The sequence below is a fragment of the Pseudoalteromonas sp. NSLLW24 genome, from assembly GCF_015864725.1.
GTDB lineage: Bacteria > Pseudomonadota > Gammaproteobacteria > Enterobacterales > Alteromonadaceae > Pseudoalteromonas > Pseudoalteromonas arctica.
This window is the reverse complement of record NZ_JADYWQ010000002.1, coordinates 174,772-189,759: the sequence shown is the minus strand read 5'-3', so window position 1 is coordinate 189,759 and position 14,988 is coordinate 174,772. Positions and strand designations below refer to the sequence as shown.

At 40.2% G+C, this 14,988-nt stretch carries 13 protein-coding genes; all 13 read right to left on the bottom strand.

The annotated features are described in order from the left end of the window. Positions 1 to 43: 43 nt before the first annotated feature. The 13 genes from fliD to flgE all read right to left on the bottom strand — a co-directional run bounded on the left by fliD (position 44) and on the right by flgE (position 14,966). Positions 44 to 1,474, bottom strand: a complete 1,431-nt coding sequence (fliD, locus tag I6E72_RS02390) for a flagellar filament capping protein FliD (RefSeq protein ID WP_197110947.1) — start codon at positions 1,472 to 1,474, stop codon at positions 44 to 46. Positions 1,475 to 1,534: 60 nt separating this feature from the next. Beyond that, complete coding sequence (locus I6E72_RS02385; protein WP_197110945.1) at positions 1,535 to 1,954, bottom strand: flagellar protein FlaG; 420 nt, start codon at positions 1,952 to 1,954, stop codon at positions 1,535 to 1,537. A gap of 150 nt (positions 1,955 to 2,104) precedes the next feature. After that, positions 2,105 to 3,211 carry a flagellin gene (locus I6E72_RS19840; RefSeq protein ID WP_331459200.1) on the bottom strand — a complete coding sequence of 369 codons (1,107 nt, stop codon included), beginning with the start codon at positions 3,209 to 3,211 and terminating at the stop codon, positions 2,105 to 2,107. Between the two features lie 82 nt (positions 3,212 to 3,293). Beyond that, the gene (locus tag I6E72_RS19885; protein ID WP_331459199.1) at positions 3,294 to 3,620 is read right to left on the bottom strand and encodes a flagellin N-terminal helical domain-containing protein; all 327 of its coding nucleotides are present in this window, start codon (positions 3,618 to 3,620) and stop codon (positions 3,294 to 3,296) included. A gap of 260 nt (positions 3,621 to 3,880) precedes the next feature. Beyond that, on the bottom strand, positions 3,881 to 5,368 hold the full coding sequence (locus I6E72_RS02375; protein WP_101162834.1) for a flagellin: 1,488 nt from the start codon (positions 5,366 to 5,368) through the stop codon (positions 3,881 to 3,883). 262 nt (positions 5,369 to 5,630) lie between these two features. Continuing rightward, a complete protein-coding gene (flgL, locus tag I6E72_RS02370; RefSeq protein WP_197110943.1) occupies positions 5,631 to 6,884 on the bottom strand; it encodes a flagellar hook-associated protein FlgL in 1,254 nt (417 codons plus the stop codon). Between the two features lie 2 nt (positions 6,885 to 6,886). Further along, positions 6,887 to 8,890, bottom strand: coding sequence for a flagellar hook-associated protein FlgK (gene flgK / locus I6E72_RS02365; RefSeq protein WP_024589961.1), 2,004 nt, complete (start codon positions 8,888 to 8,890; stop codon positions 6,887 to 6,889). Position 8,891: 1 nt separating this feature from the next. Beyond that, entirely contained in the window at positions 8,892 to 9,908 is a 1,017-nt protein-coding gene (gene flgJ, locus I6E72_RS02360) for a flagellar assembly peptidoglycan hydrolase FlgJ (protein WP_024589962.1), read from the bottom strand. A 170-nt stretch (positions 9,909 to 10,078) separates the two neighbouring features. Further along, positions 10,079 to 11,173, bottom strand: coding sequence for a flagellar basal body P-ring protein FlgI (locus I6E72_RS02355; RefSeq protein WP_024589963.1), 1,095 nt, complete (start codon positions 11,171 to 11,173; stop codon positions 10,079 to 10,081). A gap of 11 nt (positions 11,174 to 11,184) precedes the next feature. Next, complete coding sequence (gene flgH / locus I6E72_RS02350; RefSeq protein ID WP_002959418.1) at positions 11,185 to 11,868, bottom strand: flagellar basal body L-ring protein FlgH; 684 nt, start codon at positions 11,866 to 11,868, stop codon at positions 11,185 to 11,187. A gap of 16 nt (positions 11,869 to 11,884) precedes the next feature. Continuing rightward, positions 11,885 to 12,673 (bottom strand): flagellar basal-body rod protein FlgG, encoded by a 789-nt coding sequence (gene flgG, locus I6E72_RS02345; RefSeq protein ID WP_002959420.1) that lies wholly within the window; start codon positions 12,671 to 12,673, stop codon positions 11,885 to 11,887. Between the two features lie 21 nt (positions 12,674 to 12,694). Then, a complete protein-coding gene (locus tag I6E72_RS02340; protein ID WP_024589964.1) occupies positions 12,695 to 13,438 on the bottom strand; it encodes a flagellar basal body rod protein FlgF in 744 nt (247 codons plus the stop codon). Between the two features lie 157 nt (positions 13,439 to 13,595). Next, entirely contained in the window at positions 13,596 to 14,966 is a 1,371-nt protein-coding gene (gene flgE, locus I6E72_RS02335) for a flagellar hook protein FlgE (RefSeq protein WP_197101054.1), read from the bottom strand. Positions 14,967 to 14,988 lie beyond the last annotated feature (22 nt).

The following is a 14,988-nucleotide window of genomic DNA, read 5'->3' as shown; positions in this document are numbered from 1 at the left end:
CTTAGCGGTTTTTTATTAAATATATAATATTCTTACTCAGTTATTAATTTGATTGCCTAACTACGCCTGGCATGTTCTCTAATTGAGCTTGGACATAGCTGCTGGTGTTATTAAGGCTCGCCACCAATAAATCCATCGCATTATATTGAGAATATAAACGAGCTGATAACGACTCCATTTTACTTGTTAAACTTTCTCTTTGATCATCTAAATCATCTAACTGATTTGTTTTACTATCAATTCTGTTTTGGATAATACCGTCAGAATCTGTATAAAAACTAACTAAATCATCAAACGACTGTGCAAAGCCATCATCATTACTACCAACAAAAAATTGCTGTACTAAACTAACATCGGATTTAATTTGATCATTCAATGTGTCACTATCCAAGCTAAGCACACCATACCGGTCAGTTGTTACTCCTAATTGTGAAAGTGATAACGAACTCCCTCCCACATTTACTGAATCTGTTATTGTATCTCGCAGTTTAGACATTACACCACGTAATAATGAGTCCCCAGCCATTACGCCAACGCCATCTTCACCTGACGCACCTAAAGTGTTACTAAGCTCTAACAACTCGTTGTAACTACTGATAAAACTATTTAAACCTGTTTTAATATTATTATTGTTCTCAGTAACTGATATGTCGCTTATGTCGTCATCGATGTCATGCAGTTTCTTAACATTAATGTCAACACCATCAATAACATTGCTAAACTCATTAGTATTACTTGATACAGTCAACGCACCATCAATTGTTATCTGTGCATTTTGTGCAGCATTTACTTCAGTTAGATTAGTAGTATGGTTAGCTGGGTCTGTATCTGATACGTCATAAGCTAATCGAGATAATCCGCCAGTATCAGTATTATTACCGTCATCGTCTTGTACGGAAATTGTAATTGCGTTGTCTTCACCGGTTTCTTTACTAGTCAGCACTAAATGCTGACCTGTATCACTCGTGACTATAGTGGCCACAACTGAATCATTACTATCATTGCCAGTATAAGGGCCGTTATTAATTTGGTCTCGTAAATCTTCTAAGGTATTTGTGGCCGATAAAACCGTAGAAAAACTATTTGTGCCAGAGCCTATCGTGATTACACCCGCACCTACTGCTTCGTCTGCTGCAAATGCAGGGGACGATAACTTATGAGCTTTTGCTAATGCGTCTACTTTTACGTTATAGCTTCCAGGCTGCGCGTTTTCATCTGCGCTAATAGAGATAAAGTCATCAGTACCTGATGTACTACGCTGCTGGTATTTATCACTATCCCCCAAAGCTTCCATTGAGGTTTGCACTTTTTCCAGTGCAGATTTCAATGCCCCTACAGCTGAAATATCTGTTGTTAAATTAGCTTCTTTGGTATTTAAACGAGCTTCAGCAGGTGCTTGTTCAGCATTAACTAATGCATCAACAATATCTGATACGGCCAAACCTGAGCCTAAGCCATTAAACGAAATAGACATACTTCACCTCTTAAATACTCAAAAATAAACTAACTTATTATTAGTAATTCAAACTACCGACTAAACCGTTTGATCAATCAAAATACCTGCCGATTCAGATAATTTAGACACTAAACTTAACACTTCCTCAGAAGGATATTGTTTAATGACTTCACCACTTTTTTTATCAAGAACTTTAATTACATCGCGGCCTGAATCTTCATCAACTTTAAATTGTAAACTTCGGTTCATTTCGCCCATAAAGTCCTGCAATTGTTGCGCCATCTCTTCTAACTGTTCACGCTCTAAAGGCTGCTTTTCCGTAGGGTTTATATCGTATTGGTTTTTCTGTAATTGCTGTTGATTTTGTTTATCCATTTGATTTACATCATCAACAGCTCGTTCGGTTAAAGAGTGAACAACCGGTCCTACCTGCTTGTCATTTCCAGCGGTTAGATTAGATAATGTTGTAACCTCTGCATTTGAAGTAATTGTATTCATAACAGATCCTATTTCTCACTTAATTAAACCAACAATAGCTTAATTTTAGCCCTTGAACCATAAAAGGAGGTAGCTAAAGCCACCTCCTTTTATTGTAAAGCTAATACTGACTTTATGTACTAGCTAACCATTAAGCTAACGCTTGACCTATTAACCTAATAAGCTAAGTGCTGTTTGTGGCAACTGATTCGCTTGCGACAAGATTGATGTACCTGCTTGTTGCAATATTTGGTTCTTCGTCATCTCTGCAGTTTCTGTTGCAAAGTCAGTGTCTTGAATTCGGCTACGTGATGCAGATACGTTCTCAGAAATATTTGCTAAGTTACTTATTGTGTGGTCAAAACGATTTTGAACCGCACCTAAGCTCGCTCGTTGTGAGTCGATGTTTGCAATCGCGTTATCAATAATTGCTAGCGCATCTTGCGAGCCCTTTTGGCTTGTAATATCAACGTCAGAAACATCATTTAGCTTACTGACTACAGCATTAGTAGTTGCTGCAATTGAATCATCATCGGCTACTACACTGAACGTTTCAGAAGAATTTAATTGGACTGCGCCTGATATCAAAGTCGAATCAGTACTTCCAGCAGTTAAAGTAATTTCGGTTCCATCAGTACCATTGTAACCTTGAGGCTTTACAAGTAAGGTTGCAGCTGGTGTAGCAAGATTATCACTAAAATTAACAATTGAAATATCTGCTCCAGTATTATTTGATACAGACAACACACCATTATCAATCGTTGCAATCACACCATGATCATCAGTTGCACCATTAATGGCTTCAGCCATTGCTTGTTTATCACCATCAACAGTTCCTGTTGAAGTGTATGACAAATCTTCACCGTTTAGTTCAAAGCTTATAGTACTATCTAATACAGGCCCTGCTGCTGCTGCCCCAAATGTAATTTCAGCTTCAGTTCTTGCCTGAGCTGTAACACCTGTAGAGCTAGTTACGCTATTAATTGCAGCTGCAGTTGCTTCAGCGCTAGCGCCATCAGCTATTACAACATCGGCATCATTACGGCCTGATATACTGTACGTTCCCCCTGTTACTGAAGGTGCAGCTGTAGTGAGGTCAACAGCTCCTGCAGTTGCTTGACCCAAACCATTTTCTGTTGCATCCGCACCAACCGCACCTTGCAGATTAACCTGGTTAGAACCAATTTTTTCTGCCGCTACACTCGATAGTGATACGTTAATTGTTTCGTTTGCATTTGAACCAATTTGTAATGATTTTGAACCGAAGCTGCCGTTCAATAATTGCTGACCACCAAATGAAGTCGTATCTGAAATACGTGTTAGCTCTGTTGATAAAGCTGATACTTCTTTTTGTAGCGCTTCACGGTCTTCTGATGAGTTTGAACCATTCGCTGATTGTNAGTGCTAATTCACGCATACGTTGTAAAATACTTGTAGACTCACTCATTGCGCCTTCAGCTGTTTGCGCCATTGAAATACCATCGTTTGCATTTCTTTGAGCTACGCCTAAACCATTTACTTGTGATGTTAAACGATTTGAAATTTGTAGGCCTGCCGCATCATCTTTTGCGCTGTTAATACGCATACCTGATGATAAACGCTCCATTGATGTCGCTAAATCAGAACCTGATTGAGATAAGTTACGTTGCGCGTTTAATGAAGATACATTTGTGTTTACTGAAATCATAAGAAAACTCCTGATTACTTTCGTAAAAGTACTGTTTTGATTTAACCAAGAGCCGTAACAAATTTATGTACAAGCCCCTTACTGATTAAGTTAACGGCAGGAAGTGAAATACCTTTAGCTTTTATTTAATAAATTGTATAAAAGTAAGTTAAACGCATAATTCAAAAATGGTTTAATAAAAAATCAAATAGTAAAAAAACAAAAAAAACGCAATAAATTGCGCTTTTCTAATACAACAAAATAAATTGCTGTTAGTTTAATTAACCGCCTAGCAAACTAATCGCGGCTTGTGGCACTTGGTTTGCTTGCGATAAGATTGACGTGCCCGCCTGTTGCAAGATCTGATTTTTAGTCATATGCGCTGTCTCTACCGCGAAGTCAGTATCTTGAATACGACTACGTGATGCAGATACATTTTCAGCAATATTAGCAAGGTTACTAATAGTATGACTAAAGCGGTTTTGTACCGCACCTAAACCTGCACGTTGCGAGTCAATATTAGCTATTGCGTTATCAATTACTGATAATGCATCCTGCGACCCTTTTTGGCTTGTAATGTCAATATCCGCTGCATTTTCTAAAGCACTTGTTACTTTAGTCGCAACCTCATCCACAGAAGTACTACCTGTTGTGCTAAAGGTATCTGATGAATTTAATTGGATAGCTCCAGCTATTCTGCCTGAGTCAGTTCCGCCTGTTGCAATAGTAACTGTATCACCAGCAAAACCATCATAGCCTTGGGGAATAATACCTAAAGTAGAACCCGTGCCGCCAGCAAAACCAACAATTTCAATATCTGCGCCACTGTTATCTGAAACAGACAGCACACCATTATCAATAGTAGCTGTAACACCATGCTCATCTGTTCTACTGTTAATAGCTTCAGCCATTGCTTGTTCATCACCTGTTGCAGTTCCTGTTGCTACAAATGATACTTTTTCGCCGTTCAACTCAAAACTAACAGACTCACCTGCTGTCGTTTGTGTGCCCGTAATATCTAAACGCGCTTCTGTTCTGGCTTGTGCTGAAACACCTGTAGCACCTGTCACTTGGTTTATTAAATCAGCAGCTTCTTCAGCACTAGCACCAGCTGGAATCGCAACAGTAGAGTCTTCTCTTCCAGAGATTGCTAAATTACCATATGCTATTGTACTTGCGGCAAGCGTACCGGTGCCTGTCTCATTTACTTGACCAAAACCATCTACAGTAGTTGCAGATTGCAGGTTAGTTTGATTTGCACCGATTTTTTCTGCTGCAACACTTGAAAGCGATACATTTATTGTTTCATTTGCGTTAGCGCCAACCTGAAATGTTTTACTACCGTAACTGCCATCTAATAATTGTTGTCCACCAAATGAGGTGGTATCGGCTATACGTGTCAATTCAACCTGTAAAGCTGATACTTCTTTTTGCAGCGCTTCACGATCTTCTGGTGAATTAGATCCGTTTGCTGATTGAAGTGCTAGTTCACGCATACGTTGTAAAATACTTGTTGATTCACTCATTGCACCTTCAGCTGTTTGCGCCATTGAAATACCATCATTAGCATTTCGCTGAGCAACGGCTAGGCCATTAATTTGCGATGTTAATCTGTTTGAAATTTGTAGACCTGCGGCATCATCTTTTGCGCTATTGATACGCATACCTGATGATAAACGCTCCATCGAAGTTGCTAAGCCTTCACCTGATTTATTAAGGTTACGTTGTGCGTTTAGTGACGACACATTAGTATTTACTGTTAATGCCATTTTACCATCTCCTAGGTTTAAACAGAGTGTGGTTCAACACGATTTAACAGGAACCACTGTTCGATAATTTCTTATAATAAGAAAAGCATTTACTGTGCCAACTTTAATTTATTTTTAAGTTGTTGTTATTAAATGAAAATATATAATTTGTTGAATTGTAAATAAAGAGTGAAGTTGTTTAGAAAGGAGTGACAATTTTTTGCCGCTTTAAAAGTAGGTAAAGCGGCAAGGTATTTCTGCTTATAATCTGCTTATAATCTGCTTATAAGTAATCGAATAATGAAAGGTTAGTTAAACGGCCAAAAGTAGCTTGCGATGCTTGCAGTGCCGTTTCTTGTTTAGTGAGTTCGCTAATAGCTTCTGCCATATCAACTTCAACTAAGTTAGAGCGATTACTTTTATTTTGAATATCGAGCGCTAAGTTTGAATCGCTTACTCTTTCAAGCGCGTTCATACGCCCACCTAAACTTGCTTGGGTAAATACCACTTGCTCACTCGAGTTCTGTAATTGCACTAGGCCATCAGCAAGCACTTGCTGAAAGTCATCACCTTCAAGTGTGCCATCGTTAAGGCCGGTAATAAGTGCTTGTAATGTATTGAGTACGTTTTCTTTGCCTGGTTTTTCAAGGCTGAAGTCAAGCTGACCAGGTGCTGTGCCTTCAAATTCAATTTTCATACCTGCAAAATCGATAGGCTCATCAGTAACTTCACCTGTTACTGCGGGGGTTAGTGCTGCGCCGTCTCGGTATATTTCGTAGGTTTGTGGATCTGTTGCCGTAGCACCTGGGCTTACTAATACACTATATGTATTTGCTGTTGCTAGAGCTGTTGGGTCTGCGTTGTAATTTGCTTGATGAAACTTATCAAACTCAGCTTGGCCGTCAACATACACACTTGCCGCTGTAATAGAGCCTGAAACACTTGCCGTGTTGGATTCTACATTTAATCGCGCGTTAGTTTTTTCAAACGTATCAAAGCCGTTATCACTCGCTTTAATTGATACACCTTCAGCTATAGTTATTTGGTGCTGGCCCTGGTCGCCATTATAGGTGTACTCACCCGCTGCAGAATCAAACTGATACGGCTGCGTGCTGTCTTGGTATCCTGAAAATATGAACTTTCCGTCTTCTGATCGGGTGTTCATTAAGTTAGCTAGCGTTTGTTGAATGCCACTAAGTTCTGATGCAATCGATTTTAAATCGTCTTTAGTGTACGCACCATTACCAGCTTGAATAGTGAGTTCTTGCGCTTGTTGGATATTACTATTTATACTTTGTAATACGCTTTCTTCAGTTTCTAGCCTGCCGGTAAGCTGATCGATATTTTTAGTGTATTGCTCATTAGTTTGTATTTTATTTGAATACAGCATAGCTTGCGAAATAGCAGCTGGCGCTTCTGAGGTGGTTAAATACTTTTCACCTGTTGTTACTCGCTCTTGAGCATTTGCAACACCTTGTTGGTTGTCGAGTATTTTATTTATGTTGTTTTGGTACATTAAATTATTTGATAAACGCATAATTACCTCGCCGCATTTAATAAGGTGTCAAAAATTTCTTGAGCTGCTGCTAAAACTTGTGCTGATGCTGAGTATGATTGTTGAAAACGCAGTAAATTTGCGGCCTCTTCATCAAGGTTTACACCCGATAACGACTCGTACCATGCCTCAGACTGCTCTGCTAATGCATTAAACGCACTACCGCTTGTGATTGCTTGGCCAGTTATAACACCTATATCACTCACTAATCCCGAATAAGCTTGGTTGAACGTTTTATGGTTGTCGGCCGTTGCTGTTGTTTCTACATTTAAACGGACTAACTCACCATTTTGTAAATCAGCTAATTTTAAACCATTACGGTTATCATCAAAGCCGCCTTCGTTAAACTCAAGTGTAAAGGTGTCGCCTGTTGCTGGTGTACCTTCTATATCAAAATCGAATCCGTAGGTATCAAATGGAGCACCCGCTTGCGATAACATTCCTTTTGCAGGAGGCGTAATAGTAAAAGTACTCGTTCCGCTATTATCTGTAATTTGATATTCGTTAGCATTACCTGTTTTAACAAGCGTTATTTCACCGTTTGTTAAGCTTGGTGTTGAAGTAAATCCACCGGAGGTAACACTTGTTACTTCTCCCGCTGAAATAGTAGCGGTACCTATATTATTTAAATCGTTAGCAGTACGAATAGGCGATGCTAGTGCTAAATCTTCTGCGCGCCCTGTTGCAAGTGTAATACTTGAAGCGGCATCTGAATTAAGCTTTATTTGAAACTGATCACCCTCAACACCTGCCCCAGATACATTTACTTGAAGACCAAATGATTCGCCTGAGGTTATAGTCGATGAATCAATAACACCTGTCGATATATCAGCAAGTGAAGGCTGTCCCAGCGGATCCCCTTTGTTATCTATAGGCTGAATACTTACTTCATTAGCATTAGCTGTATAAGTAATAATAAAGTCACTGGCAGGAAGTTCACTGCCCTTACCTGGCTCTACTGTTGCAGTCATACCGGCAGTACCTGTGTTAGCTTGATACGCATAAGCGCCAACGGTAGGAATATTAAAAATATTACCACCCAGCTGACCTGTTGCATCCATACCCAATTTGTTTTGTTCGTTAAATGCGTCGGCTATCGCTAAGCCCATTTGACCAATTTGGTTTTGAGCAGGGACTAATATGTCATCTCTAAAAGCGAGTAAGCCGCCAATTTTGCCTTTAAGTTTACTTACATCAACTTCAAGCGGCACTGCTTTGCCACCATTAACGTCAAGCGTGAATTCTTTAAAATTAGGATCGGGGTCGCCCGTCATCGAAAATAAGTTAAATGCGCCATTTTGCATAACAACCGCTTCACCTGTGCCCATAAAAACGAGTTTTTCGCCATTTGGACCATCAAGCGTTTCTATGTCTATTAGCTCTGATAAGTCGCGTATTGCTTTATCGCGTTCGTTATAGGTAGAGCTTGCATCTGCGGCATTATTAGTGCCATTAACTGCCGCAATATTTTGATTTAGCGTACTAATACTTTGAATTAGTGAGTTTGCTTCATCTGAAAATATTTCGAGCTGCTCGTTCACTACACTTTTTTGATCAAGCACGATGCCAGAAAGCCTATCCATTTGATCAATTAAGCTTTGCGCATCTGTCATTACTAATGAGCGGGCAACGGTAGATGACGGTTGATTTAGAGCTTCTTGCACGTTATTAAATAAAGAGTTAATTCCGGTCGAAAGGTTGTTCGACTCTTCAGAAAAAATAGTATCAACTCTATTTGCCTCAGTAATAAACTGATCGAAAAACGATTTATTAGAGGTGTCACGATTTAGCTGTGACTGAGCAAACTCGTTTAGTAATCGGTATGTTTCGCCTCGCCCTACTTGGTTATCAACCATAGTGGTAAATTCAGTACGCTCACGTACGTAGCCTACGGTATTTACATTGGCAATATTTTTACTTGTCGTTTGCAATAGCTCCGAGCTTGCTCTAACCCCAGAACTGGCAATGTTTAATAAATTAAACGACATGTTACTCTACTCCTTGGCGGATCACGTTTGCCGCAATGTCTTTTAGCTGACTGCTATTGAGCACTTTTTTTATTTTGCTGGCATAATTTGGATCGGTTGCATAACCTGCTTTTTGTAATGAATCTAAAAAGTCATTTGGTTTTGCTGTATTTTGTAATGCTTCTTTGTAGCGTGGGTTTTGCGTTAAAAAATCAACAAAGTCGTTCACGCTATCTTTAATTGAATCGTAGGCTCTAAAGCTGGCTTGTTTTTTAACGGGTGTGCCTTGCTCAAACTCAAGCGTTACTTTGCTTGCTTTATCGCCTTCCCAGCTTTTATCCGACTTAATATTAAATAAGTTATTTGAGCTGCCACCGTCACTTTTATTAATAATGTGTTTACCCCAACCGGTTTCAAGTGCCGCTTGTGCAACCATTACCGCTGGGTTTAAACCAATTTTTTGCGCTGCAGTTTTAGCGTGTTCCCACACTGAACTTACAAACTCTTCTGCATTTTTAAATGTTGGGCTATCGGTTTTAGACTCTGCAGTATCGACTTTAGGCTCAGCAATATCGGCTTTAGTACTCTTAACGATAAGATCGGGTTGCTTATTTTTTTGCTCATGAGGAAGAGCGGAACCGACTTGCGTATCGCTAAAAATATCGTTGGTTGTTCTAAGCACAGAGCCTGGCATAAAGTTTTTAGACTCAGGCGATAACTGCTGAACAATTAAATCGGCAAGGCCTAACGAGCCATTTGATGAAAGCTCTGTAGAAAGTTGCTGATCGTGCATTTCTTCAAAAAACTTTACGCCACTTGAATTAAATGGACTGTCTTTATCTTCAAATGCTTCGTTAGCTTTGCGCATTCCTTTGAGCAACATTTGCGTAAAAATAGCTTCAAATTGTGCGGCCGCTTTTTTGAGCGCAGCTTTGGAAGCATCAGTTGATGCATCGCCACTCGTTAAGGCTTCTTTACGAAGTGAATCTAAGTTGCCTAAATCAAAAAAGTTTTGTTTATCGAGGTGATTAGTTTCCATCGGCTTTTTGACACAAAATGAATAATGTAGTTAAAAATGCAAAAATTGAGCCACTACCGATAAAACAAGGAAGATAAAAATAATAATTTTAAGTTACTGTAAATAAAAGAGCTCTAGATCTTTGTTTAATAGATATAGAGCTTTGAGTGACACGTTACTTGCTTTAGTTTTTAAATAACGATCAACTGACCATTAATTGCGCCCGCTTCTTTTAGCGCTTCTAAAATAGCCATTAAGTCACCAGGCGCTGCGCCTACTTCGTTAATTGCGCGAACTAAATCGTCAAGACTTACCCCTGGGTTAAATACAAAAGCGCGCGAGTCGTCTTGGTTTACATCAATAATACTTTGCTGCGTGACAACTGTATCACCGTTTGCTAGCGGATTTGGCTGCACTACATTTTGCTGCTCAGCAATGGTGACTGTTAAACCGCCATGGGTCACTGCAGCAGGCTGTAGGGTTACATTTTTACCAATAACAATAGTACCTGTACGCGAGTTAACTATAATTTTAGCGGCCATGTCAGCTGGCTTAAATTCTAAGTTTTCGAGTGTTGATAAGTACGATACACGCTGGGATGCATCGCGTGGTGCTATGACACGAATAGAAACAGAATCAATTGCTTGTGCGCTATTTGGGCCGACTAAGTCATTAATTGTTTTTTCTAGGCGTTTTGCCGTTGTAAAGTCTGGGCGGTTTAAGTTGAAGGTAATGTAATCGCCTTGCATAAACGGGCTTTCTACGGTGCGTTCAACTGTTGCGCCATTGGGAATTCGTCCAACTGTAGGAGTATTAATTACGACTCTACTTCCATCAAGGCCCTCTACGCCTAGGCCTCCCACAATTAAACTACCTTGTGCAATTGCATACACGTTACCGTCTACACCCTTTAAAAAAGTTTGTAATAAAGTGCCACCACGTAAACTGCCTGCACTACCAATGGAAGAAACCGTAATATCTATTGTTTGCCCGGGCTTTCTAAATGCGGGTAATTCTGCATGCACAGCAACAGCGGCAACATTTTTAATTTTAGGACTTTGAGTTGAAGGTAGCGTAATACCAAAGCTGTTCAACATGCCTCTAAAACTTTGTTGTGTATATGAGTTTTGCTCGCCAGTGCCCGGCAAGCCAACCACTAAGCCATAACCAACTAATTGGTTAGAGCGTACGCCTTCAACCATAGACACATCTTTTATGCGCTCAGCACTGGCAGTAAACTGCCAACCTAATAACACAACTAAACATAAAGCTTTAAGGCTATTCATGTTGTTACCCTCTAAAATGGAAACAGCGAACTGCTAAAGAAACGTGTAAGCCAACCAGGACTTTGCGCTTCTTGCGTTTGCCCTTTACCTGAGTATTGAATACGTGCATTAGCAATACGATTTGATTCAACCGTATTATCGGCGCTTACGTCTTGAGGGCGTACTAGCCCTTCTAAACGAATAAACTCTTCACCGGTATTAAGCGTTAGCCATTTTTCACCGCGAATAACTAAATTACCGTTAGGTAAAACGCGCATTACATTAACCGAAATATCGCCCACTAAGCTGTTTGACTGGTTTGATTTTGAATCACCCGTAAACGACGAATCACTACCAATACCAAACTGAATACTATCGCCACCTATATTTACAGGTAGACCACCTAATCCAATAACGGGGTCTAAGCTTGCGTCGGTTTCTTTGTCTGTTTCTGTTTTAGCGGCTTTTGTTGCTTGAGTAGACTCTTGCAATTTAACCGTAATTATATCGCCAGTACGTAGCGCTTTTTTATCAGAATATAAGTCGTTTGATGTATGAGTATTAAACAATGAACCTGTGGCTACCAGCGGCTCTAAAATAGGCTCGGGGTACATAGGTGCGTAGTAAGGGTCGTCCTGCACTACTTCACTATTTTGCGTAGACATACAGCCACTTAAAAATAATGTGCCCGCTGCAAATAAAATAATATTACGCATAATTCCCCCTACTCTATTAAAGCTGTTGATTGATATAACTCATCATTTCGTCAACGGCCGAAATTACTTTTGAGTTCATTTCGTAAATACGCTGAGTTTCGATTAGGTTTACGAGCTCTTCAGTTACATTTACGTTTGAAGTTTCTAGTGAGCCTTGAATAATGCTACCTAACCCTTCAACACCCGGGTTACCTTGTACCGGCGCACCACTTACAGCGGTTTCGGTATAAAGATTTTGACCGATTGGCTCAAGACCCGACGGATTAATAAAATCACTAATAGTCAGCTGACCAATGACCACGTTATCGGCTTGGCCTGCAACACGCACAGATACTTCACCGTCTTGCGAAACCGTAATTGATTGCGCATCATCAGGTACATTCATTTCTGGCTGAATAACGTAACCAGCGCCCGATGTTACAATTCGGCCATCGCCATCAGTAGTAAACTGGCCGTTGCGCGAATAAGCAATATTGCCATCTGGTTGCAGTACTTCAAAAAAGCCTTCACCAGAAATCATCCAATCTAGTGAGTTTTCGGTGGTCAACATGTTGCCTTGCGTAAACTCTTTTTGGTTAGCTACAACTTTAGCACCCGCACCTAACATTAAGCCCGACGGCATTTCGGTATCTTGCGATGAACGACCACCTGGTTGATTAATATTTTGATAAAGTAAATCTTCAAATATAGCGCGGCTTTTTTTGTAACCTACGGTACTCGCATTCGCTAAATTATTTGAGATAACCGATATATCGGTTTGTTGAGCGTCTAGCCCAGTTTTACTGATCCACAATGCTGGATTCATAATCGTGTCCTCATTTTAAAGTTAAACTATGCGTAATAACTGATCTTGACGCTCGTCAATTTCTTCAGCTGTTTTCATTAATTTCACTTGTAATTCAAATTGGCGCTGGTGGCTTATCATGTCGACCATTTCGTGAACAGGGTTCACATTCGACATTTCAAGCGAACCACTTAAAACTTTTACATTGGCAGAGGTATCTACTGTTACATTTGCTTTTGGTCTAAATAAACCATCGTTACCTTTTTCGAGCTGTGAGCTATTTGCTTCTACCACTCTAAGCGTGTCTATTTCTTCTAAAAAGTTAGCGGGAGCGCCTTGCGGTCGAACTTGAATAGCGCCATCTTGGCTAAACCCTATTTTTTCGACTGGGACAGGTAAAATAACAGGTCCCCCTTCGCCAATAACTTGACGACCGTGGCTGGTTACGAGCATGCCTTGAGCAGTAATGTTTAACGTACCCACTTTTGTATAAGCTTCATTACCGGAGGCATCTTGCACTGCAAGCCATGCGTTATCGCTCATTGCGATATCTAAGTCTCGCCCGGTTTGAACAATGCCACCCGATACCATGTTAGAACCCGGACGCTCTTGCATTGAAAATACACGTGTAGGCAAACCTTCGCCAAACGCTTGCATAGAACGTGCTTGCGCAAAGTCGGCTTTAAAACCCGTTGTATTTGCATTTGCCAAATTATTGGCTTTTAAAGCAAGCCCTTGTAGGCTTTGCTTAGCGCCAGAGGCCGCAATGTAGACCATTTTGTCCATAGTATCGACTCACATAAAAAATCTCTGAACTTATAAATGCAAAATAGGTGCCAGATTAAATTTGACGCAACATTGAGAGGTATTTAGAAGGGCTTACAAAGAGGGCTTATAAAAAAGGCTGCAAAAATGCAGCCTAATATATTTAATGGGGTTTAGCTTATCGAATCTGCAAAATACTTTGCTGAATAGTTGAGTTAACTTCAAGCGCACGTGAGTTTGCTTGGTAATTACGCTGTGCAGTGATTAAGTCTACAAGTTCATTAGTAAGATTTGTATTTGATTGCTCAAGCGCTGATGAGTTAATTCCACCAAACGTGCCCGAACCTGCTTCACCCGCTACAGGTTCACCTGAATCAATACTTTGCTTCCAGCTTGTATCACCCACTTGTGATAACCCTTGTGAGTTTGGAAAACGTACCATAGCCACTTGGCCTAGGAATGTTGAGTCACCATTACTGTAAGAAGCGACAATTTTACCGTCTGTGCCTATATCAATTCCGGCTAAACGGCCTACCGTTGAACCATCTTGATCGAGTGCTTTTACTTCAAAACCACTTGAATACTGAGTTGGGATACGTCCTGCCGTGTTATTTTCATCGCGCCAGTTAAGCTCAATACCAGTACCTGGGAAAGTTGCACCATTGTCTAGTAATGTTGATAAACCAGCACCAGAACCCGCTGGTAGCAGTATTTCATCAAAAGTAGTTGTATTTGTATTTGCCACACCACCTGTTGTTGATGGTAAACCACTTGAGTTAAAACCTAGGGTAGTTAGTGGTGTATAAGGTGTCGTTGTTTGTTCTCCACCAGTTGTGCCATCAACTACTTTGCCATCGAGTGTTGCGTATACTTCCCAACTGTTATCTGTACCACCTGCTGCGGCATCATCTTCTTTAGCAAAAAAGTATTGTAAAATATGTGGTTCACCTAGTGAATCATATACCGTTGTTGACGTAGATGAGTTATAAGTACCACTAGACGTAGGGTCAAAATCTAGACCTGTTGGATCCGCCGTTGCATCTAAGTTAAACGACAAAAATACATTTTCTGTTGCGCGAGGTGAACCAGACGAATCAGGGATTTGAATTGGATCAGTTGTGCTCAAACTTACCGACGTTGTATCACCTGTAGATGAATCAACTGGGAATGCTTGTAAAAAGTTACCTTTTGCGTCAACCATAAAGTTATCTTGGTTAAGCTTAAATGCACCTGCACGTGTATATGTTAAATCTTGCGAAGATAAATCGTCGGTCATCGCAAAATAACCTTCACCAGTGATTGCTAAATCAAGTGAGTTATTTGTAAATTGTAGTGAGCCTTGATGAAACTGCTGCGCAACCATGGTTGTTTGCACACCGTCACCATTTTTAGTCTTACCAGAGCTAAATACTGATGAAGCGTAAACATCGGCAAACTCAGCGCGTGACTCTTTAAAACCTGTGGTATTAACGTTTGCAATATTATTTGCCGTTACGTCTAAATCTTTTTGCGCGGCAGCAAGGCCGGTTAATGCAATATTGAAGCTCATAATTCACCTCTAACCTGTTAGT